Annotated in this window: 22 protein-coding genes and 1 pseudogene; 16 read left to right on the forward strand and 7 right to left on the reverse strand. The window is 57.9% G+C overall.

Features of this window, described 5'->3' with window-relative positions:
• Positions 1-23: 23 nt before the first annotated feature.
• Both hemA and murI read right to left on the reverse strand, forming a co-directional pair.
• The gene (hemA, locus tag AC0V6V_RS14170) at positions 24-1,244 is read right to left on the reverse strand and encodes a 5-aminolevulinate synthase (protein WP_486165958.1); all 1,221 of its coding nucleotides are present in this window, start codon (positions 1,242-1,244) and stop codon (positions 24-26) included.
• Between the two features lie 113 nt (positions 1,245-1,357).
• Positions 1,358-2,194 carry a glutamate racemase gene (gene murI, locus AC0V6V_RS14175; protein WP_486166113.1) on the reverse strand — a complete coding sequence of 279 codons (837 nt, stop codon included), beginning with the start codon at positions 2,192-2,194 and terminating at the stop codon, positions 1,358-1,360.
• Between the two features lie 87 nt (positions 2,195-2,281).
• Here murI and plsY point away from each other — a divergent pair, with 87 nt between their 5' ends.
• From plsY to AC0V6V_RS14210, 7 genes are all read left to right on the forward strand, one after another.
• Positions 2,282-2,878: a glycerol-3-phosphate 1-O-acyltransferase PlsY gene (plsY, locus tag AC0V6V_RS14180; protein WP_486165959.1), complete on the forward strand. Its 597-nt coding sequence runs from the start codon at positions 2,282-2,284 to the stop codon at positions 2,876-2,878.
• On the forward strand, positions 2,875-4,020 hold the full coding sequence (dprA, locus tag AC0V6V_RS14185; RefSeq protein ID WP_486165960.1) for a DNA-processing protein DprA: 1,146 nt from the start codon (positions 2,875-2,877) through the stop codon (positions 4,018-4,020). Before plsY ends, dprA begins: the two co-directional genes overlap by 4 nt.
• A 72-nt stretch (positions 4,021-4,092) precedes the next feature.
• Positions 4,093-4,230, forward strand: coding sequence for a hypothetical protein (locus tag AC0V6V_RS14190; RefSeq protein WP_486165961.1), 138 nt, complete (start codon positions 4,093-4,095; stop codon positions 4,228-4,230).
• A 90-nt stretch (positions 4,231-4,320) separates the two neighbouring features.
• The gene (gene topA, locus AC0V6V_RS14195; RefSeq protein ID WP_486165962.1) at positions 4,321-6,882 is read left to right on the forward strand and encodes a type I DNA topoisomerase; all 2,562 of its coding nucleotides are present in this window, start codon (positions 4,321-4,323) and stop codon (positions 6,880-6,882) included.
• Between the two features lie 267 nt (positions 6,883-7,149).
• Positions 7,150-7,479, forward strand: a complete 330-nt coding sequence (locus AC0V6V_RS14200; protein WP_486139493.1) for a hypothetical protein — start codon at positions 7,150-7,152, stop codon at positions 7,477-7,479.
• Positions 7,480-7,535: 56 nt separating this feature from the next.
• Positions 7,536-8,129: a response regulator gene (locus AC0V6V_RS14205; RefSeq protein ID WP_486165963.1), complete on the forward strand. Its 594-nt coding sequence runs from the start codon at positions 7,536-7,538 to the stop codon at positions 8,127-8,129.
• A 65-nt stretch (positions 8,130-8,194) separates the two neighbouring features.
• Positions 8,195-8,377 (forward strand): hypothetical protein, encoded by a 183-nt coding sequence (locus AC0V6V_RS14210; protein WP_486139491.1) that lies wholly within the window; start codon positions 8,195-8,197, stop codon positions 8,375-8,377.
• Between the two features lie 11 nt (positions 8,378-8,388).
• Here the strand turns inward: AC0V6V_RS14210 and AC0V6V_RS14215 are convergent, their stop codons facing one another.
• From AC0V6V_RS14215 to lepB, 4 genes are read right to left on the reverse strand one after another with little or no spacing between them, the layout of a single operon-like run.
• Complete coding sequence (locus AC0V6V_RS14215; RefSeq protein WP_486165964.1) at positions 8,389-9,033, reverse strand: DUF2971 domain-containing protein; 645 nt, start codon at positions 9,031-9,033, stop codon at positions 8,389-8,391.
• Complete coding sequence (gene era, locus AC0V6V_RS14220) at positions 9,030-9,938, reverse strand: GTPase Era (protein ID WP_486165965.1); 909 nt, start codon at positions 9,936-9,938, stop codon at positions 9,030-9,032. Before era ends, AC0V6V_RS14215 begins: the two co-directional genes overlap by 4 nt.
• A gap of 36 nt (positions 9,939-9,974) precedes the next feature.
• Positions 9,975-10,685, reverse strand: coding sequence for a ribonuclease III (rnc, locus tag AC0V6V_RS14225; RefSeq protein WP_486165966.1), 711 nt, complete (start codon positions 10,683-10,685; stop codon positions 9,975-9,977).
• On the reverse strand, positions 10,682-11,569 hold the full coding sequence (lepB, locus tag AC0V6V_RS14230) for a signal peptidase I (RefSeq protein ID WP_486165967.1): 888 nt from the start codon (positions 11,567-11,569) through the stop codon (positions 10,682-10,684). Before lepB ends, rnc begins: the two co-directional genes overlap by 4 nt.
• A gap of 50 nt (positions 11,570-11,619) precedes the next feature.
• Here lepB and pgi point away from each other — a divergent pair, with 50 nt between their 5' ends.
• Entirely contained in the window at positions 11,620-13,164 is a 1,545-nt protein-coding gene (pgi, locus tag AC0V6V_RS14235) for a glucose-6-phosphate isomerase (protein WP_486166388.1), read from the forward strand.
• A gap of 317 nt (positions 13,165-13,481) precedes the next feature.
• Here the strand turns inward: pgi and AC0V6V_RS14240 are convergent, their stop codons facing one another.
• Complete coding sequence (locus AC0V6V_RS14240; protein ID WP_486165969.1) at positions 13,482-13,868, reverse strand: helix-turn-helix transcriptional regulator; 387 nt, start codon at positions 13,866-13,868, stop codon at positions 13,482-13,484.
• Positions 13,869-14,110: 242 nt separating this feature from the next.
• Here AC0V6V_RS14240 and AC0V6V_RS14245 point away from each other — a divergent pair, with 242 nt between their 5' ends.
• From AC0V6V_RS14245 to mce, 8 genes and pseudogenes are all read left to right on the forward strand, one after another.
• Positions 14,111-15,622 (forward strand): DEAD/DEAH box helicase, encoded by a 1,512-nt coding sequence (locus AC0V6V_RS14245; RefSeq protein WP_486165970.1) that lies wholly within the window; start codon positions 14,111-14,113, stop codon positions 15,620-15,622.
• Between the two features lie 103 nt (positions 15,623-15,725).
• Positions 15,726-17,072, forward strand: coding sequence for a glutathione-disulfide reductase (gene gor / locus AC0V6V_RS14250; protein WP_486166389.1), 1,347 nt, complete (start codon positions 15,726-15,728; stop codon positions 17,070-17,072).
• Between the two features lie 47 nt (positions 17,073-17,119).
• Entirely contained in the window at positions 17,120-17,842 is a 723-nt protein-coding gene (locus tag AC0V6V_RS14255; RefSeq protein ID WP_486165971.1) for an SDR family oxidoreductase, read from the forward strand.
• 70 nt (positions 17,843-17,912) lie between these two features.
• Positions 17,913-19,445, forward strand: coding sequence for an acyl-CoA carboxylase subunit beta (locus tag AC0V6V_RS14260; protein ID WP_486165972.1), 1,533 nt, complete (start codon positions 17,913-17,915; stop codon positions 19,443-19,445).
• On the forward strand, positions 19,442-19,708 hold the full coding sequence (locus tag AC0V6V_RS14265; RefSeq protein ID WP_486165973.1) for a hypothetical protein: 267 nt from the start codon (positions 19,442-19,444) through the stop codon (positions 19,706-19,708). Before AC0V6V_RS14260 ends, AC0V6V_RS14265 begins: the two co-directional genes overlap by 4 nt.
• Positions 19,709-19,737: 29 nt before the next feature.
• Positions 19,738-19,839 (forward strand): annotated as a pseudogene (locus AC0V6V_RS14270) (methylmalonyl-CoA epimerase); the annotation flags it as partial.
• A gap of 96 nt (positions 19,840-19,935) precedes the next feature.
• The gene (locus AC0V6V_RS14275; RefSeq protein WP_486165974.1) at positions 19,936-20,346 is read left to right on the forward strand and encodes a hypothetical protein; all 411 of its coding nucleotides are present in this window, start codon (positions 19,936-19,938) and stop codon (positions 20,344-20,346) included.
• On the forward strand, positions 20,343-20,780 hold the full coding sequence (mce, locus tag AC0V6V_RS14280) for a methylmalonyl-CoA epimerase (protein ID WP_486165975.1): 438 nt from the start codon (positions 20,343-20,345) through the stop codon (positions 20,778-20,780). The genes AC0V6V_RS14275 and mce overlap by 4 nt, the downstream gene beginning before the upstream one ends.
• Positions 20,781-20,810: the final 30 nt, after the last annotated feature.

A 20,810-nucleotide genomic window follows, 5' to 3' on the forward strand; every position in this document is an offset into this window, starting at 1 on the left:
GCGGCGGTGCAGCCGTTGCCCGGTTATGCGGCTTTGAGCAATTCCATGTCGAGGCGGTCCCAGATCTCGACCAGGGCCTCGGTTAGCTCGTCCATCATTTCGGCCGTGTGCATCGGGCCGGGTGTAAAGCGCAGACGCTCTGTCCCCCGCGGCACTGTGGGGAAATTGATCGGCTGCACATAGACGCCATATTCGGCGAGCAGCACGTCGCTGATCTTCTTGGCGCGAACAGGATCGCCGACCATCAGCGGGACGATGTGGGTGACGCTGTCCATCACCGGCAGGCCCGCATCGCGCAACTTTTCCTTCAGCAATTCAGCATTGGCTTGCTGCGCATCGCGCTCTTCACTGGAGCTTTTGAGATGCTTCACAGAAGCGAGCACGCCTGCGACCAGCACTGGCGAGAGCGAAGTGGTGAAGATGAAGCCCGGGGCGTAGCTGCGGATGCAGTCGATCACCCGCGTGTCAGCAGCGATATAGCCGCCCATCACGCCGAATGCCTTGCCCAAAGTGCCTTCGATAATGTCGATCCGATGCGCGGCCTTATCACGCTCTGAAATGCCGCCGCCACGTTCGCCATACATGCCAACAGCATGCACTTCGTCGATGTAGGTGAGGGCGTTGTATTTCTCGGCGAGGTCGCAAATTTCGTGGATGGGGGCGACATCGCCGTCCATCGAATAAACGCTTTCGAACGCGATCACTTTGGGTGTGTCGTGATCCTCTGCGGCCAGCATCTCTTCCAAATGCGCCATGTCATTGTGACGGAACACCCGCTTCTCACAGCCGGAATTGCGGATGCCCGCAATCATGCTGGCATGGTTGAGTGCGTCGGAAAAAATCACGCAGCCGGGTAGCAATTTACCCAGCGTGGAAAGCGTCGCATCGTTGGAGACATAGCCGCTGGTAAAGGTCAGCGCGCCTTCTTTGCCATGCAGGTCGGCAAGCTCTCGCTCCAGCTCGACATGAAAGTGCGTGTTGCCGCCAATATTGCGCGTACCGCCAGAGCCTGCGCCGACATCGTGCAGCGCGTCTTCCATCGCGGTGATGACTTTTTCGTGCTGGCCCATCGCCAGATAATCATTGGAGCACCAGACCGTGATCGGCTTTGGCCCATTGTGGCCATGGAAGCACCGGGCGTTGGGATAGGCGCCTTTGTTGCGCATGATGTCTATGAACACGCGGTAGCGACCTTCCTCATGAAGGCGGTCGATCGCTTTATCGAAGACGTTTCCGTAGTTCACGCGTTGTGCTCTTCGTTTCGCCCGATTGACTCGGACCGTTAGTGGGCGCGATTTAGGCAGTAGAGCGAACCAATTCCAGCGCTATCTTTGCGAACGGTTTGCATATGCTCTGCTTAAAATCGATCAATCTGATCGATTTCATAAGTCGCGAGGGTGCCTTTGAGTTCCTCAAGAGTGCTTATGTCCCCGGTTGTGACCGCGCGATTAGGGCCATTTCGGATAAATTCCTGACCATCTAGTAAGTGCGCGATCCGCCTCGCAATGCCCTCTGCTCCGTCGAGGAAGCGGATGTCTGGCGGCATTCCCAGCTCGTTCACCGCCACATCCATCAATTCGTCTTCGAGCAGTGGGAAGTGCGTGCAACCGAGCACGATCCGGTCGAGCTTCATCTCATGATCGTGCTCGCTTAAGCCTTCGAGGGCCGCCTTCAGAACCGCGCGGTCCACCGGCCCTCCGCGCAGCTTGCTTTCGGCCTCGTCCACCAGGTCCGGCGCGGCAAAGCGCAGCAATTTGCCCTGTTTGACAAACTCCGCCTCCAATCGGTCGACATAGGGTTGGCGCACAGTCCCCTGCGTGCCGAGCATTCCGATAACGCCAGTTTTGCTGGTGAGCGCAGCAGGTTTGATCGCTGGGACGGTTCCAACAACTGGAATTTCCAGCACATCGCGAACCATATCGAGCGCAATCGTGCTGGCGGTGTTGCAGGCGATACAGGCAAGGCGCGGCTGGTAGCGCTCGCTCATCCGGCCAAGCAGCCCGGCGACCCGCGCCGCTACTTCAGCTTCGGTCTTCTTGCCGTATGGCAAGCCAGCGTAGTCAGCCGCCAGAATGATCGGAGCACCGGGCAATGCGCGGCGCACCGCATCATAAATCGTCAGCCCGCCAACGCCGGTGTCGAGTAGAAGGATCGGGGCGTCGGGACTGGTGATCGGATTGGACCTTGTTGCAATAGCTTGTCGAACAGCCGCCTTTTACTTAGGCCTTGCGAAAAGGGAAGCGGCAGCCGACCTAAGCTCGTGAAAAGGGGCATTACGATCATGGAACCATTGCTAGCCGCCTTGTTGGGATACGCCTTTGGCTCGGTCCCATTTGGCCTGCTGCTGACCAAAGCGGCGGGAATGGGCGATGTGCGCGACATTGGCAGCGGCAATATCGGCGCGACCAATGTTTTGCGCACCGGCAACAAGGGGCTCGCGGCGGGCACATTGCTGCTCGATTTGCTGAAAGGGTTTGCGCCAGTGTTCCTCGCCGGATTGCTCTGGCCAGGTAAAAGCGGGCAAGTCGCGATGGCCTTTGCTGCCGGCGGCGCGGTGATCGGTCATTGCTATCCCGTGTGGCTGAAGTTCAAAGGAGGGAAGGGCGTTGCCACCAATGCGGGTGTTGCGTTTGGCCTGGCTTGGCCCATCGGCCTCGCATACGCCGGTATTTGGATCGCGATGTTGGCGATTTTCCGGATTTCTTCGCTGGCCGGGATGAGCGCAGTTGTTGCAGCGGCTGCAGCGGCCCCGCTGTTTGGCTATCCGCAATTCTTTCCGGTGCTGGCGGCGATTGCGGGTCTGATCATTTATCTCCACCGCGAAAATATTGGGCGCTTGGCAAAGGGTGAGGAGCCCAAGATCGGCAGCTCAAAATGAGCGCGTCTGGGCGCGGCGACAAAGGACTGACCCAGCTTGAGGCGTTTGCCCGGATTCGTCTTCTTAGATCGCCCAATATCGGCCCGGTTAGCTATCGCCAGCTGCTCGCGCGGTTTGGCAACGCGGTTGCAGCGATTGAGGCTTTGCCAGAGCTGGGCGGCCGCGGAAAGCGCACCTATCGTCCGGCGCCGCGCGACAAAATCGAGCTAGAGATCGAGGGAATCCAGCGGGCAGGGGCAAGCTATCTGTTCCATGATCAGCCCGACTTTCCGCCTCTGCTTGCGGAAATAGAAAGCGCGCCGCCAATCATCACCTATCGCGGAGACGTGAGGTTGGCGTCGAAGCCCTGCGTGGCGATGGTCGGAGCGCGCAATTCATCCGCTGCAGCTGTGAAGCTTGCGCGGCAGTTCGGGCGTGATTTGGCAGAGCGGGGCTATTCCGTTGTCTCAGGCCTTGCGCGCGGGATTGACGGCGCGAGCCACGAAGGCGCGCTGTCTGCGAGTGCTGGCACGACCATCGGCGTGATCGCCAGCGGGATCGATATTGCTTATCCGCCGCAGCACTCTGAGCTGCAAGAGCAGATTGCGCGTGAAGGCTTGCTAATCGCGGAGCAACCGCCCGCCACTCAGCCGCGTGGGAGCCATTTCCCCAGCCGGAACCGCATCATCGCCGGACTGGCTGCAGGCACATTGGTCGTCGAGGCCGCGCCAAAATCCGGCTCGCTCATCACGGCACGTTTGGCTGGTGAGGCAGGTCGCGAGGTCATGGCGATCCCCGGTTCGCCGCTCGACACACGAAGCCTCGGTTGCAACCAGTTGATCCGCGATGGCGCGGTTCTGGTCCAATCGCCTGAGGAGGTGACTGAGCTGCTCGAAAGTTTCGCTGGGACGCCGCGCTCGCGCTTCAACGTGGTGGCCGAAGGGCGCGAGGACTATGACTTTTCAGAGCTGGATGGCACGGATGTCAGCTTAGAGGACACAGGCGCGATAACCGCCCTTTTATCGACCGCGCCTGTTGCCGTGGATGAGCTGGTGCGGCAATCGGGCGCGCCAATGGCTCTGGTTCAGATGGCGTTGTTGGAATTGGAAATCACCGGCGAACTTGAGCGGCATTCGGGCGGCCGAGTGAGCTTGGCAGGTTAGGGGCATAATGGAACTTTCAAACGAGGCGATTAAACTGCTCGGGCGCGCCTGTTTTGAGGCGTTCAGAAAAACATGGGAACCCCAGCGATCTATCTCGTGATGGCGACAATATTCTCCAGCCTTGGCTCGCTAGCGATCACCGCGATAGGCATCGCCAGCTACTCGCTGCTGCATGATGGCGCGGCTTCACTCAACGAAGTTTTCGAATAATTGCCCACTTGACGGAATTAATTGCGCGGCTCCACCCTCGCGCGTACGTGCACACGTGAAGGCACAGCTTAGGAACTAGACAGAACCACCATGCAGCTTGTTATCGTTGAATCGCCGGCCAAGGCGAAGACTATCGAGAAGTACCTCGGCAAAGACTTTAAGGTCTTGGCGAGCTATGGCCACGTCCGCGATTTGCCGCCCAAAGATGGCAGCGTGCGGCCCGATGAAGACTTCGCGATGGATTGGGAGCTGTACCGCGACAAGCAGAAGCGCTTTAAGGAAATCGCCGATGCAGCAAAGGGCGCGAGCCGCCTTGTCCTCGCGACCGACCCTGACCGGGAAGGGGAGGCGATCAGTTGGCACGTCCAGGAATTGCTGAAGAAGCGTAAGGCTCTGCCGACCAAGGTTGACCGGGTAACCTTCAACGCGATCACCAAATCTGCCGTCACGACCGCAATGAAGTCACCGCGAGAGCTCGATACCGATTTGATCGATGCTTATCTCGCGCGCCGCGCGCTCGACTACCTGTTTGGTTTCACTCTGTCGCCGGTCCTGTGGCGCAAGCTGCCTGGGGCAAAGTCGGCTGGCCGGGTGCAATCGGTTGCCTTGCGGCTGGTGGTTGACCGGGAACGTGAGATCGAAGCGTTCAATCCGGTCGAATATTGGTCTGTTCTCGCCAAGATGGAGCACGATAGCACCGCATTCGATGCGCGCCTCGTTAAGTTTGATGGAAAAAAGCTGGGCAAGCACGACCTTGGCAATGAAGGTTCCGCTATGGCCGCCAAGGCTGCGGTTGAGGCCGGGCGCTTTACGGTCGAAGAGATTGAGACCAAGCCGCTCAAACGCAACCCATCACCGCCATTCACAACCTCAACGCTACAGCAAGAGGCCTCGCGTAAGCTTGGCTTCTCAGCCAGTCACACCATGCGGTGCGCGCAATCGCTCTATGAGGCGGGCGCAATCACATATATGCGGACCGACGGTGTGCAGATGGACGGCAGCGCGATTGCTGCTGCGCGTGATGCGATTGATGAGCGGTTTGACAGCTCTTACAAGCCGGAAAAGCCTCGTTTTTACAGCACCAAAGCGAAGAATGCTCAGGAAGCGCACGAAGCGATCCGTCCAACCAATTTCTCCAAAGACAAGGCTGGTTCTGGCGACGAGGCGAAGCTTTATTCGCTGATTTTCAAGCGCGCCATGGCGAGCCAAATGTCGGCCGCGCAATTGGAGCGCACGACGATCACGTTGCGCGATGCGACGGGCCAGCATGAGCTGCGCGCGACCGGCCAGGTCGTGAAATTCCCTGGTTTCTTTGCGGTCTATCAAGAGGGCTTTGATGATAAGTCTGATGACGACGAAGAGGGCTTGCTTCCGGCTATGTCGAAGGGCGATGCTCCCGCCAAGAAGGGCGTCGAGGCCAATCAGCACTTCACCCAGCCGCCGCCGCGCTTCTCTGAGGCTTCGTTGGTCAAGCGTTTGGAGGAGCTCGGGATTGGCCGTCCTTCCACCTATGCTTCAACGATCCAGACGATCCGTGACCGCGACTATGTGCGAATGGAGAAAAATCGTTTCCACGCAGAGGATTCCGGGCGTCTCCTAACTGCTTTTCTAGAGCGTTTCTTCCCCACCTATGTGGCGTATGACTTTACCGCTGGCATGGAAGACGAGCTCGACACTGTCTCTGATGGCGGTGAGGATTACAAAGAGCTGCTTGCCAAGTTCTGGAAGGATTTCAAACCCAAAACCGAAGAGGTGATGGAGAAGCTTCCCTCGGAGGTGACTGAGGCGCTTGATGAGTATCTGTCAGACTATCTCTTCCCGCCGACCGAGGACGGCGAAGATCCCCGTCGCTGCCCACTGTGCGCGACCGAGGGGCGCGAAAATGGCAGGCTGAACCTGCGCGGCGGACGCTTCGGTGCGTTTATCGCTTGCGTCAATTACCCCGAGTGCAAGTTCACACGCCGCTTTGCCCAGCCCGGCAGCGATGGCGATGATGGCAGCGCCGATGGCGTCATGGGTCAGCACCCGGAAACGGGCGAGGACATCCACCGCAAGACTGGGCGTTTCGGCCCCTATGTCGAGATGGAGCACGAAGAGAAGAAGAAGCGCGCCTCCATTCCCAAAGATCTCGATGATTTTGATCTCAATTGGGCGATCAAGCTGCTCGATTTGCCGCGGATCATTGGCGCGCACCCAGAGACTGGTAAGGAAATCGAGGCGGCGATTGGTCGCTACGGGCCTTACCTGCGCCACGATGGTAAGTATGCGAAGCTTACCAGTACGGTCGACGTGTTCGAAACCGGTATGAATGCGGCGGTGACGCTATTGGCGGAGGCGGCCAATCGCAAGGGCGGCGGGCGGCAAAAGGCCGAGCCCATCAAGACCTTGGGCGAGCACCCGACCAGCGGCGGCGAGATCAAGGTGATGCCGGGGCGCTATGGCCCATATGTCACCGATGGAAACGTCAATGCGACCATACCCAAGGACGTGAAGCCAGAGGATATCGAAGCAGCGCAGGCAATTGAGCTGATCGATGCTCGCGCGGCCAAGGGGCCTGCGAAGAAGAAACGCAAGAAAGCCGCCCCAAAGAAGAAGACATCGGCGAAGAAGAAGGCGCCTGCGAAAAAGGCGGCAAAGGCTGACGCAAAGTAGGGGAGGGAGCGTCCCAGCGGCGCTTCAGTTCATCACCGAATCTGCCAAAAAGCAGGCCGTTTCCGTGCGAGCCTTGGCGCACGTCCGCGCTCACTTGGTAAATGGCGAATAGGGTAAATCCCTGTTTAAACACGTATTCCCACTGATGCGGCAGGAAAATTGTGGTTTACGAGCTCTTGTTTGCAAATCGTCAAGTATTGTCCCGTATCAGAGTCTCGACGGCCGAGGTGCGAGCGCGCACAGGCCAACAGTTAGAGGCCGAACCACGTGATCGAAATCGAAGTTCAAAACGAGACGCATCAATCTCAGGAGCGTATGCGCTTTGCCGCTGTGCCGCGTATTGGTGAGGGGTTGCGCTTGCGCGAACCCGACGGGATCTGGGCCAGCTATGATGTCTTAGACGTGTGGTATCAGAAGGCTGAATTTGGCGACGTCTGGATGCCATATGTGCACGTTTGCATGACGCCGGGCGAAGGCGAGAGTGCCGATGAAACTGCCAGCGATCCGCTTGGTGCGCCAGTTGTCGCGTCGATGGAGGCGCAATTCCAAGGCGCCGTCTCAGCGCAAGACGGGGAGCTTGAGCCATTCAAAATCTAATCAAACGCACCACCGGCCCGAAGTCACCTTCGGGCGAGGCACGGCTTAAACGCTCTATGGAAGGTAAGACGCTGGCTGAAAAGCTCGCCGAAGCCAAAGGCGACCCTGTGCCCGAAGACGATGTGGTAGAACCCCAGGTTGAAGCCGATCAGCCCGCCGAGGTGAGCGAAGCTGCTCCAGCACCAACACCCGAGGCTCCTGCGGCGGAGAACGCTGGCGATACCGCAGCGATTGTTCGCGCAGCCAAGGCCCAGCGTGAAGGCGCTGCACCTCAGCAGGTTGCTACAAAGACGTGTCTGATCGTTGATGACAGCCGCGTGATCCGCAAGGTGTCCAGCAAGATTGCGAAGAGCCTCGGCTATTCTCCGATTGAAGCGGAAAATGGCGAAGAAGCTCTTGCGCGTTGCAAGAAGTCAATGCCGCAATTGGTCCTGACCGATTGGGAAATGCCGGAAATGGATGGTTTGGAGTTTGTGACCAAGCTTCGCGCGATCCCGACCCCGCATGCGCCGACCATCGTGTTCTGCACGTCAAAAGGCGATGTTGCCGACATTCATGAAGGCATCAATGCGGGCGCGGATGACTATATCGTCAAGCCTTTTGACGAGCCAAGCCTTCGCGCCAAGCTCGAACAGCTCGCTGCTAAATAAGCGTTGAAGTTCAATCGTTCGCGCGAGCCCTCGCTATTGCGGGCGCATGCGGCTAGTCAGCTGCCATGGGCAAAGAACGATTTGAACGGCACAAGCAACCCTGGAACGCTGAAGAGGCGGGCCGGCTGAAACTGCTTGCGTCGAAGGGACAGGGCTTAAAGCAGATCGCAAAGGCCCTGAACCGCAGCGAAGATTCGACCAAGAGCTTCGCCAAGCAGCAGAAGATCAAGATCGCGAAAAAGCGTTAGATTTTAGCTTTTTAACGGGCGGCCAAATCCCGCCCCGCGTCTTTCCATGCTTTGCTGTTTGTCAGGCTGCTGGCGCGCAGGGAAATCTTCGCATCAGGCACGATTTCCTTAATGATGCTGCGCAAATTGTCGCTTAGGCTTGGGGGCATCCAGGGGCTGAAGGTGATGCTGCTGATCCACGATAGTTCAATCGGCAGATCGGCATATTCGCGCACGTCCTCACATTCAGCGATAATGCGCCATTCGCGTTCGTCGGAATAGCCTTCGCGTTTGGCGAAAGGCAGTGTTTTGATACCAGATGATGCCTGGTCTTTGAGCGCCTGCACGCTCATGTAGTTCACCGCCCCCGCGCGAAACCCGTCTGTTTTTTCAACGGCTTGCTCTAGCGGCTCGCGGTGAAATTCAATCGCGATCCCATCCATGCCTTGGGTGAATACCCGCCAGTGATGATAGGTCTCTTTGGCCATGGTACAGCACAGAGCCAGCACCGATTGTGATGCTATCTGTGAGCGATAGAGGTCCATGAAATAGGCGTCATTCGCATCGTCCCATTTCGAAGGACTGAGCAGGACCAGCTTCTCTTGCCTCAAGGTTTGCAGCGCGCTCGACAAGGTCGTGTAGCGCTTCACAAACTTCCTGAGGGGGCGTGTGCTCATTTGACCCAGTCGAGCCCCATTTCTTCAAACACTTCTTTGTCCTCGGACCAGCCTTCTGAGACCTTCACATGCAGGAACAAATGCACCTTCACACCGAGGATTTCTGCGAGTTCTTTACGCGCGGCCTCGCCAATGGCTTTGATCCGCTGGCCGCCTTTGCCGAGCACGATTGGCTTCTGACTGTCGCGAGCGATCACGATTTGCTGGCGCACCTCGACCGAGCCGTCTTTGCGAACCTCGTAGCTTTCTGGCCTAACGGCAGCGTCATAAGGTAGCTCTTCGTGCAGCTGCAGATACAGCTGTTCGCGCGTGATTTCTGCTGCCAGCAAACGCTCTGATGCGTCTGAAACCTGATCTTCGGGGTAATGCCATGGTCCCTCTGGCATCATCTCGGCGAGCTTTGACTTGAGCTCGTCCACGCCTTCGCCATTCAGGGCAGACACAAAGTAAATCTCCGCAAACTCAACGAGTTCACCCAATTCCTGAGCGAGCGCCAGCAGAGGCTCTTTCTTTGCGCGATCAACCTTGTTGAGGACCAGGATCTTACGCTCGGGGCGCTTAGCGAGCGCCTCCAACAGCGGCATCAGCTCGTGCCGGCGCTGTTTAATGGGATCAACGATCAGCAGCACGGCATCGGCGGCTTCTGCGCCTTCCCAAGCTGCGCTTACCATTGCGCGGTCCAGCCTGCGGCGAGGTTCAAAAATACCGGGGGTATCGACCAAGATCATTTGTGTGTTTTCATTCCCGTCCTGATGCAGGGCGATGCCGAGCATGCGGGCGCGGGTGGTTTGCGCCTTGGAGGATGTGATCGCGACCTTTTGGCCGACCAATTGATTGACCAAGGTGGATTTGCCCGCGTTGGGCGCGCCAATCACGGCGACGGCGCCGCATTTCTGCTTAGTCATTGGACTGCTTCCTCGCCGCGATATTTGTACCAATGCTCATCCGAAGCGCTCCATAAATGCTTTTGCGGCCTGCTTTTCGGCCTCTGATTTGCTTGCCGCGATTGCTTCTGCCTCCCCAACCTTGTGCACGCTGACTTTGACGGTGAAGCGCGCGGCGTGGTCTGGCCCGCTGCGGTCGACCACTTGGTATTCCGGCGTGCGGTGACGGTTGCCAGCGGCCCATTCTTGCAAGGCAGATTTGGGATGCTTTGCCTCGCCCGCCTTTCCGGTGAGCTCATTGGCCCAAGCGCGGTAGATGAAATCGCGGGCGGTCTCGAACCCATGCTCGATGAAGCACGCGCCGATCATCGCCTCCATCACATCGCCAAGGATATTGTCGCTATCCGCGCCGCCATCATCGCGGGCCTGTTTACCGAGACGCAAATGGTCGGGCAGGCCAATGGCGCGGGCGATGCGGGCGCAGGTTGCGCCGCTGACCAAGGCGTTCAAGCGCTGCGACAGCTTGCCTTCTGGCGCATCGCCATCGCGGTAAAGCCAATCGGCCACCGACAATCCAAGCACGCGGTCGCCGAGAAATTCGAGCCGCTGATAATCCTTGGGCGTCGGCGCGCCATTGGGCAGGTTGCCCTGGACACTGCCATGGGTGAGTGCCTCCAGCCATGCGGCCTCCTTGGCCACGTCCAGGCCAAGCTTGCTCAGCCACTCGGTCGTTTCCGGGCCAAGATGATCGAGGGGAGGGGCGCTCATAGCGACTTGCCCAAGCGGCTCCAGCGCGCCGCGCTGAACCATGTCCAAGGTTTGATCCATTCCGAACCGCCATCGGTCGACCACATCAGAATTGTCGCACGGCCGACCAGATTGTCTTGTGGGACCAGCCCGACACCGCCGCCAGCGCTGGCGGGAAAGCGGCTGTCTTGTGAATTGTCGCGATTGTCGCCCATCACGAACATCCGGCCTTCGGGCACGATGACCGCATCCATATTGTCCGCCCCTGTTGGGCCAAAGTCGAGCACGTCGTAGCTCACGCCATTGGGCAGGGTCTCGCGAAAGCGTGGATAGGCGCAAATGTCCTGGCCATCCGTGTCACTGCGCAGTTCCGCACCCCAAGCGCAGCTGGTGTTGCCCGATACGGGAATGACGAAGTCTTCAATCCGCACCTTGGGCACGGTCTCACCGTTTAGGACGACTTGCCCGTCGACCATGGCGACACTGTCACCGGGCAGCGCAATTACACGCTTAATGTAGTCGGTGCCATCAATCGGATGTTTGAAGATAGCGACATCGCCTGGCTCTGGCGCGCTTGCGAGCACGCGGCCCGGCACAATCGGTGCGCCAAACGGCATGGAGTTATCAGAATAGCCGTACGGCCATTTTGCCGCGAGCAAATAGTCGCCGTTCCACAAATGCGGCAGCATGCTCTCAGACGGTATCGAGAATGGCGAGAACACCAGGCTGCGAAAAACCAGGACGACGAAGACCAGTTTGAACAGGAAAAATGCAAAGCTCCCGAGGCTCTCCTGCTGTTCCTCTGCCTGCGCTTTTGGGGCCGCAACATCGCCGGCATCGTCGCTTGTCGCCGCGCATACGTCACCAGAGCTGGGCGCAGCATCAGTTTGGGTCTTAACATTCATCGCGTGCGTCCCTAGTCGCGAGTAGCCTATCACGCCAAGGATATTTGCCCATGACCGATCCGATTTCCACCACTTGGGACGCTATTTGCGCCCTGCCGCAGCCGAAACTGAGCGAATTGTTCGCCGCTGATCCTGATCGTTTGGAGAAGCTGAGCCAGCGTTTGGAGGCCTCATTTGGTGAGCTGGGCGATCTGGGCATCCGGTTTGATTGGTCAAAAACGCATCTCGATGATGCGATCCTTGATCAGCTTGAGGCTTTGGCCAAGGCGATGGACTTTGACGCTCAGCGCGAGGCATTGTTCGGCGGCGGGATCGTCAACCCAACCGAAGGCCGCGCAGCGACCCACGGCGCAATGCGCGGCAGCGGAACCGAGGTGGATGTGGAAGAAGCGCAGGCTCTGACCGCGCGGATGGGCATGCTGGTCGAGGCGATCCATCAAGGCGCTTTGGGAGAGATCAACCATCTGATCCATATAGGGATTGGCGGGTCAGCCTTGGGCCCTGATCTAGCGGTTGATGCTTTGGCCCGCGATCTCAGCCTGGTGGACGTTCACGTTGTCTCGAACATCGATGGTCTCGCCCTGGAGCAAGCTTTTACAGCCTGCGATCCGGCGACCACTCTGATCGCGATTGCGTCAAAGACTTTCACCACCATTGAAACCATGACCAATGCGGCGAGCGCGCTGAAATGGCTTGGCGACAACGGCGTGGATGACCCGAGTGGCCGTGTGATTGCGCTCACCGCCAATCCAGAAGGCGCGGTGCAATGGGGCGTTGATGAAACGCGCATCCTGCCATTTCCAGAAAGCGTCGGCGGACGCTATTCACTGTGGTCGAGCATAGGTTTTCCGGTCGCGCTGGCGGTCGGCATGGACGATTTTCAGGCAATGCTCGCCGGGGCGCAGGCGATCGACACGCATTTCCGCGAGGCGCAGGGCCAGGCGAACCTACCGCTGCTCGCTGCCTTTGCCGACCAATATTACACCCGCGCCCGAGGGTGCCAGACCCGCGCTGTGTTTGCTTATGACGAGCGGCTCGATCTGTTGCCCGACTATTTGCAGCAGCTTGAGATGGAATTGAATGGCAAGAGCGTGACGGCCAAGGGTGAACCTGTGGACCGCCCAACCGCCGCCGTAACTTGGGGAGGCGTAGGCACGGATGCTCAGCACGCGGTGTTCCAATTGCTGCACCAGGGCACACATCTGATCCCGGTCGATTTCATCGCCAGCATTGCGCCCGGCGACGAGCTAGACCCGGCGCATCATAAGAGCTTGCTAATCAATTGCTTCGCGCAAGGCGCCGCTCTGATGGCGGGCGGCAATATGTCCGCCGATGGCAAAGATCCCGCGCGCGCCTTCCCCGGGGACCGGCCCAGCGCAATGATCCTTGTCGATGACCTGGATGCCGCGGCGCTAGGCGCATTGATCGCGTTTCACGAGCATCGCACTTTCGCCAACGCAGTGCTGATGGGCATCAACCCGTTCGATCAATTCGGCGTCGAGCTGGGCAAGAAAATGGCCAAGGACATTGATGCAGGCGAGGGCGACTTTGACGCGAGTACTAAGGCGCTGATGGAAGCGGCGGGGATGGCTTAAGAGGAGGGTTTTTCAGAATTGCTCGATACTTCTAATGTCCCACCAACTTTGCTCGAGAATGATGGTGGTCGAAAGGAAGGGTTTTTCGGGTGACATCGTTTGGCCCAGATGACGCTAGAAACGCCAATCAGCATTAATGCAATTGCTGCGCCAACCGCAACGATAACTACGGCAATCAGTAGTGCTAGGCCTAAGTATTCAATCATTCCTGGTGCTTACACCCTGCCCTTCAAGGGGCAGAGCAGTCGAAACACTTTGTACACAGGTGAATTAGACCATAGTCAATAGTTACAGAGACTTAGGTGTCTCAAAATTGATCATAGATCAGACGAAATATTGTTATTCATCTCGAATACGAGCCGCTCACGCTCGATCGAGCGCCCAATTGCTGTGGTAAGCGAGGGGTTTGCATGGACTTGTGCCGGAAAAGCCCGCTCAATTGCGCCAGCCCGTACGCGACCTACTGTTTGTTGAAGGTTGTACTTCGTTACCCATTCAATAATTTCGACCGCATTCCAAATTTTCTTTTGCCCGTTCTTTTGAGAGTGAGCCGGAAAATCAGGTTCTTGCATCCTTCTGTATGTCGTCGCTCGGCTCCAGCCTGTTAGCCGTATTATGTCTCTAAGGGTCATACCGCCCTTGAACCTGGAAAGGCGCGAGATTTGAAAAGGTATGGTTTTTGAGCGGGTTTTTGGGCGAGGCATCGCTAAAAGTTAGTCGAGTAGAATGTTTGATTCCATATTTTTGATGGACTTTCTCCCGCTTCTCCCCCAAATGCTGCACCAGCGAAGCGCGCGAGCCAGCGTGAAGCGGCGATTGCACTAAACAATCTGCCCCGGCCGCGCCTCGGTTTATTTCACAGACTTCCCTTTTCACGCGGGCGGTTATTACCCCCGCGCCGCGCGAGCTAAGTCTCTGCGCGCCGCAAATATATTGCGAATTATCAATGACAAATCCATCTGAACAGTCGGTCCAATTTGAAGACCTCGACCTGTCACAACCTATTCTTCAGGCATTGGACCTGAAGGGCTACACCACGCCAACCCCGATCCAGGCGCAGGCGATCCCGCCCGTGCTGGAAGGTCGCGACCTGCTGGGTATTGCGCAAACAGGCACCGGCAAAACGGCCGCATTTATGCTGCCCAGCATCGACCGGCTTCGCGAGAGCGACAACCAGATCCCGTTCAAATCCTGCCGCATGTTGGTGCTCGCGCCGACCCGCGAGCTGGCCGGGCAAATCGCCCAAAGCGCTAAGGATTACGGCGCGATGGCGGGCATGAAAGTCCACTCAATCGTCGGCGGCACCAGCGTCAATAAAGACCGGAACAAGCTGCACCGCGGCACCGATATCCTCGTGGCGACGCCTGGGCGCTTGCTCGATCTCATCGACCAGAAAGCGTTCAACCTGTCCGGCGTCGAAATCCTGGTCCTCGATGAAGCGGATCAGATGCTCGACCTCGGCTTTATCCACGCCCTGCGCCGGATCAGCCAATTGGTGCCGAAAGAGCGCCAGACACTATTCTTCTCGGCCACCATGCCGAAGCAGATCAAGGAGCTGGTGAAAGGCTATTGCCACAACCCAGTGCAGGTCTCCGTCACTCCGGAATCGAGCACGGCGGAGCGGATTGATCAGTACCTCTTCATGGTGCAGCAAAATGAGAAGCAATCGCTGATCGAAATGGTGTTGTCTGGCCGCCATGAGGTGCCCGGCAAGATTGAGCGCGTGCTGGTCTTTACCCGCACAAAGCACGGTGCAGACCGCGTCGTGAAGAAACTGGCTCAAGCCGGCATTGGCGCCAATGCGATCCATGGCAACAAATCACAGCCTCAGCGGGAGCGGGCGCTTAGCGAATTCAAACGCGCCAAAACGCCAGTGCTGGTGGCAACCGATGTAGCCGCGCGCGGGATCGATATTCCGGGCGTCAGCCACGTCATCAACTACGAATTGCCCAATGTGCCAGAGCAATATGTCCACCGCATCGGCCGCACCGCGCGCGCCGGCAAGGACGGCGTGGCTATTGCATTTTGTGCTGAGGATGAGCGTGCATACCTGAAAGATATCACCCGCACGACCGACGCTGAGTTTGAGCGGCTAGACCTGCCTGAAAACTTCCGCGCCGTTGTAGAGGGCGTTGGCCCGACTAAGCCTGCGCCGCGCGGTCAAAACCGTGTTGCCAAGAAAAAGGTTCGCCCGAAACCCTTTGGTGGTCAGCGCTCCGGCGGCGGAAAGCCGCAGGGTGATGGCGCTGGTGGCGGCGATGGCCGTCCTCAAGGCAAGCCCAAGCAAAAGCACGGCGCGCGCAAAGGCCGCCCGAACCGCAGTGGCGGCGGTGGTGGCCGTCCTGGTGGCAACAGTGGCGGCGGTCGTCCGGGCGGCGGCGGTGGTCGCCCGGGAGGCGGTGGCCGTGGTCGTTCAGGCGGCGGCGGGCGCACTGGCGCTCGCACTTCGCAAGGGTAACCAAGCGGCGCTGTTGCGCGAATAGCTCTTCAAATCGTCTGCGCGCTTGGCAAGACCCCGCTGGGTCGCCATATCGCGCGCAGCATTAAGGAGCATCGCCGCAATGGCCGAGTATGATTTCGATCTCTTCACTATCGGAGCAGGGTCCGGCGGCGTCCGCGCCAGCCGGATAGCCGCCGCTCATGGCGCGCGTGTTGCCGTGGCCGAGGAATACCGCGTCGGCGGCACGTGCGTCATTCGTGGGTGCGTGCCGAAAAAGATGCTCGTCTATGGTGCGCATTTTGCCGAAGACCTTGAGGATGCGCAGCAATTTGGCTGGACCATCGAGGGCAAGAGCTTCGACTGGGTAAAGCTGCGCGACCATGTGCAGACCGATATCGACAGGCTGGAGGGCCTTTACGGTGAGACGCTCGGCAATCACGGGGTGGAAGTGTTCCGTGAGCGTGCAGAGATTACTGGCGATCACGAGATAACGCTGGCTAGCGGCAAGGTCGTCACCGCGAAGTACATTCTGATCGCCACCGGGGCGACGCCTCAGCGGCTCGAGTTTCCGGGCGCAGAACATGCGATCACCTCCAACGAAGCGTTCCATCTCGATGAACTGCCAAAACGCGTGATGATCGCGGGCGGCGGTTATATTGCGAATGAATTTGCGGGCATCTTCAACGAGTTTGGCAGCAAGGTGTGCATCGTCAATCGCTCTGATCAATTGCTGCGCGGCTATGACGAAAGCCTGCGCGATCGCTTGCTCCAGATCAGCGTGATGAAGGGCATACAATTCCACTTCAACACCACATTCAACGCGATCACCAAGAACGATGATGGCTCGTTGCATGTTGAGCTGAACGGGGACGATAACGTCGATGTCGACATGGTGATGTTCGCCACTGGCCGGCGGCCGAATATCGATGGCCTTGGCCTAGAGACCGTCGGCGTTGAAACTGGCGACGGCGGCGCAATCAAGGTTGATGAATTCAGCCAGACCAATGTCGATTACATCTATGCCGTTGGCGACGTGACCGACCGCGTGCAGCTAACCCCGGTTGCGATTCGCGAGGGCCATGCTTTTGCGGACACAGTCTTTGGCGACAATCCGCGTACGGTCGACCATTCCTGCATTCCAAGCGCAGTCTTCAGCCACCCGCCTATCGCGGCGGTTGGCATGACGGAAGGCGAAGCGCGCAACAAACTCGGCAACATTAAGGTGTTCCAGTCCGACTTCCGCCCGATGAAAAACGTAGTTGCTGGCCGTAATGAGCGCGGGCTTTACAAGATGATCGTCAATGCGGCGACAAACCAAATTGTTGGCATCCATATGATCGGGCCGGAGTCGCCAGAGATCATGCAGGGTGCAGCCATTGCGGTGAAGGCTGGGCTGACCAAGGCGGACTTTGACGACACGGTTGCGATCCACCCGACCATGGCGGAGGAACTTGTACTCCTGAAGTAGAGGTGGGGAACTGGCGCTGCCGAAGTGGCCGCGCTAGTCTCCGCGTCATGGATCTCAAAAACAAAACCATATTGCTCACCGGCGGCACCGCCGGGATTGGGCGCGAAATGGCGCGCCAGTTGAAAGCCAAAGGCGCGCATGCCGTGCTCACCGGTCGCAATCCAAATCGGATAGCGGCAATGCGGGACGAGGGCTTTGAGGTGCTTTCAGCCGACCTCTCCAATGCCGCTGGCGTAGATGCGCTGCTGGCGGAATGGGGCGAGCGGGAGCTCGATATCCTGATCAATAATGCCGGGCAGTTGGTGGACCATGATTTCCGCAAAATCCCTCCTGATCCGAACGCCGCAGATGACTGCATTTACGCCAATCTCAACGCGCCGATCCGCCTGATCCAAGGGCTCATGACGAAACTACAGTCTGCCCCTGAGGCGGCAATCGTCAACGTTACCTCGGGCCTAGCCATCGCGCCTGCTGCGCGTCAGCCGATTTATTGCGCGACCAAATCTGGCCTGCGTTTCTACACCCTCGCCTTGCGCCAGCAGCTCAAGGAGACGCAGATCAAAGTCATCGAAGCATTGCCTCCGGTCGTCGATACGCAAATGAACGACGGCAATCCGATGAAGAAAATGCCCGCTGAGGAATGCGCGCGGCAAATCCTAGAGGCAATTGAGAAGGGCCGCGACGAGGCGAATATCGGCATGACGAAGGCTCTGCGCGCGATGGAATCGATTTCACCTGCTGTCGCCAAGCGAATAACTCTGCCCTTTTGACCGATTGACGCTGCTGCGCTCGTGCGGCAACGACCTCAGCATAACTTACAACAAATGCAGGGGCACCCAGATGTCTGCCAATATCGCTGAGATGGAACGCCGCAGAGACGCTGCCAAAATTGGCGGCGGGGAAAAGCGCATTGCCGCGCAGCACGCCAAAGGCAAATTGACCGCGCGCGAACGGCTCGACGTTCTGCTGGACGAGGGCAGTTTTGAAGAGCTCGACACATATGTTGAGCATGACTGCGTTGATTTCGGCATGGCGGATCAGAAAATTCCGGGCGACGGCGTGGTCACCGGCAGCGGCACGATCAATGGTCGCCTTGTCTATGTTTACAGCCAGGATTTTACGGTTTTCGGCGGCAGCCTGTCGAAACGCCATGCGGAGAAAATCTGCAAGGTGATGGACAATGCGATGAAGGTCGGTGCGCCTGTCATCGGCCTCAACGATTCCGGCGGGGCCCGCATTCAGGAAGGTGTCGCCTCGCTTGGCGGTTATGCGGACGTTTTCCAGAAGAATGTGCTGGCAAGCGGCGTTGTGCCGCAAATCTCGCTGATCATGGGGCCATGCGCAGGCGGCGCGGTATACTCGCCAGCGATGACCGACTTCATCTTCATGGTGAAGGACAGCTCCTATATGTTCGTAACCGGGCCTGAGGTGGTCAAGACGGTGACGAATGAGGAAGTGACGCAAGAGGAGTTGGGCGGCGCGGTGACGCATACGACGAAGACCAGCGTTGCTGACAATGCGTTTGAGAACGACATTGAGACCTTGCTCTCAACGCGCAAATTCTTCGATTACCTGCCGCTGTCCAACCGCGAAGAAGCGCCCGAATATATCACCAGCGATCCGTGGGACCGTGAAGAGCCATCGCTCGATACGCTGATCCCGGACAATGCGAACCAGCCCTATGACATGCATGAGGTGATCGCGAAGACGCTGGACGAGGGCGATTTCTTCGAAATTCAGCCCGCCCATGCCGCCAACATTATCTGCGGCTTTGGCCGTGTAGAAGGGCGCACCGTGGGCGTGGTCGCGAACCAGCCGATGGTGCTTGCTGGTGTGCTCGATATCAATGCCTCGAAAAAGGCCGCGCGCTTTGTGCGGTTCTGTGATGCGTTTGAAATTCCGATCCTGACTTTGGTCGATGTGCCGGGCTTTTTGCCAGGCACCGATCAAGAGCATAATGGGATCATCAAGCACGGCGCGAAGCTGCTGTTCGCTTACGGTGAGGCGACCGTTCCGAAGATCACCATCATCACCCGCAAGGCCTATGGCGGGGCGTATGACGTCATGGCGTCAAAGCATTTGCGCGGAGACTTGAACTACGCTTGGCCCACCGCCGAAATTGCCGTGATGGGCGCGAAGGGCGCGGTGGAGATTATCTTTCGTCAGGATCGCGGCGATGCGGAAAAGATCGCTGAGAAAACCAAGGAATATGAAGACCGCTTTGCGAACCCATTCGTAGCCGCATCGCGCGGCTATATCGACGAGGTGATCTATCCGCATTCAACCCGGCGGCGGGTTGCATTGGGCCTGCGCAAGCTGCGCGGCAAGCAGCTGGAGAACCCGTGGAAGAAGCACGATAATATTCCGTTGTGATTGAAGCTGCGATCTTCCCACTTTTCCTGATGTTGGCATCAGGGCTGCTGTCTGGAATTATCGGTTCCACAGCCATTTCGGCTTTAAGGCAGAACGAATTGCTGAAGGCTGGCTTCCACCTGGTGCAACGCGAGCCATCCCCGTTAAAGTTCTGGACCATTGTGGCTTGGCGTTTGCTTCTTGCAGCTATTGCCATGTTGCTTGCAATCTATGGGCTGATGGCCGCTTCGGGTGCCTTTGGCATTATCAAGATCGAATTGTAGCCAGAAGGGCATTGCACAATAGGATTCTTATGAAACTCGGCAGACTTAACCACGTTGGCGTCGCAACGCCCTCAATCGAAGACTCCATTGCGCACTACCGCGATGTGATGGGCGCGACGCAGGTTGATGAAGTTTGCGGTTTTCTGGCGTAATGGTGAGTACCTGTCAGAAAAATCGCATCGCTTCTAGGAAGACGGCACTAGGCACTAGCAAACAAAGCGATACCAATGACCTTTAAGCGAGACCCAAAGCTGCCATGGTATGTCCGGGACGCGAACCATCCTGTGACCAAAGCCAGCGGCTTGGTTTTTGCGTATTTCATGATGCCATTTTTGATCGGCATTGCTTGGTGGAAGGCGGATGAGTTCGATCCCTATACAACCAGCTTTTTTACCCGAACCTATGTTGAACCCTCAGCCTCTATGCCCGATGAACTGCGGATCGCTGGATGGGTCTTAATTGCTATTGGCGCGTTGCTCATAGTGAGCTGTGCGAGCGGTCTGGCAAAAGCGCGGGTGACCTTTCGCGAGATATGGATCGTAATTTGGATAGGGATTTGCGTGGCCGCATTTGGCGGCGCATTTTTCGTCGCAGCAGACAGCGCGCAGGATCGAATTGAACAGGAACAAACGGCATGAAACTTGGGCGACTAAATCACATCGGCGTTGCAACGCCCAGCATTGCAGATGCAATCACGCATTACCGCGACATAATGGGAGCAACTTCGATCTGTGAGCCGTTTTCTCTGCCAGAGCAAGGAGTGACCGTGTGCTTTGTCGATACGCCAACCCACTCCGGTATGAATGGCACTCAGATTGAGTTGATTGAGCCGCTGGGACCGGACAGCGCGATCAACAACTTTCTTGAAAAGAACCCGCTCGGCGGGCAGCATCACGTCTGTTTTGAAGTGTCCGATATTGACGCCGCACGCGAGGAATTTGAAGGGCAAGGCAAGCGCATCCTTGGCCCAACCCGCATTGGCGCGCACGGCACGCCTATTTTCTTTGTCCACCCCAAGGATATGCAAGGCATGCTGACCGAGATTATGGAAACGCCTAAGGGCGCGCATTGACCACATACCGTTCGCCCTGAGCTTGTCGAA

The sequence above is a fragment of the Erythrobacter sp. S249 genome (genome assembly GCF_057364975.1).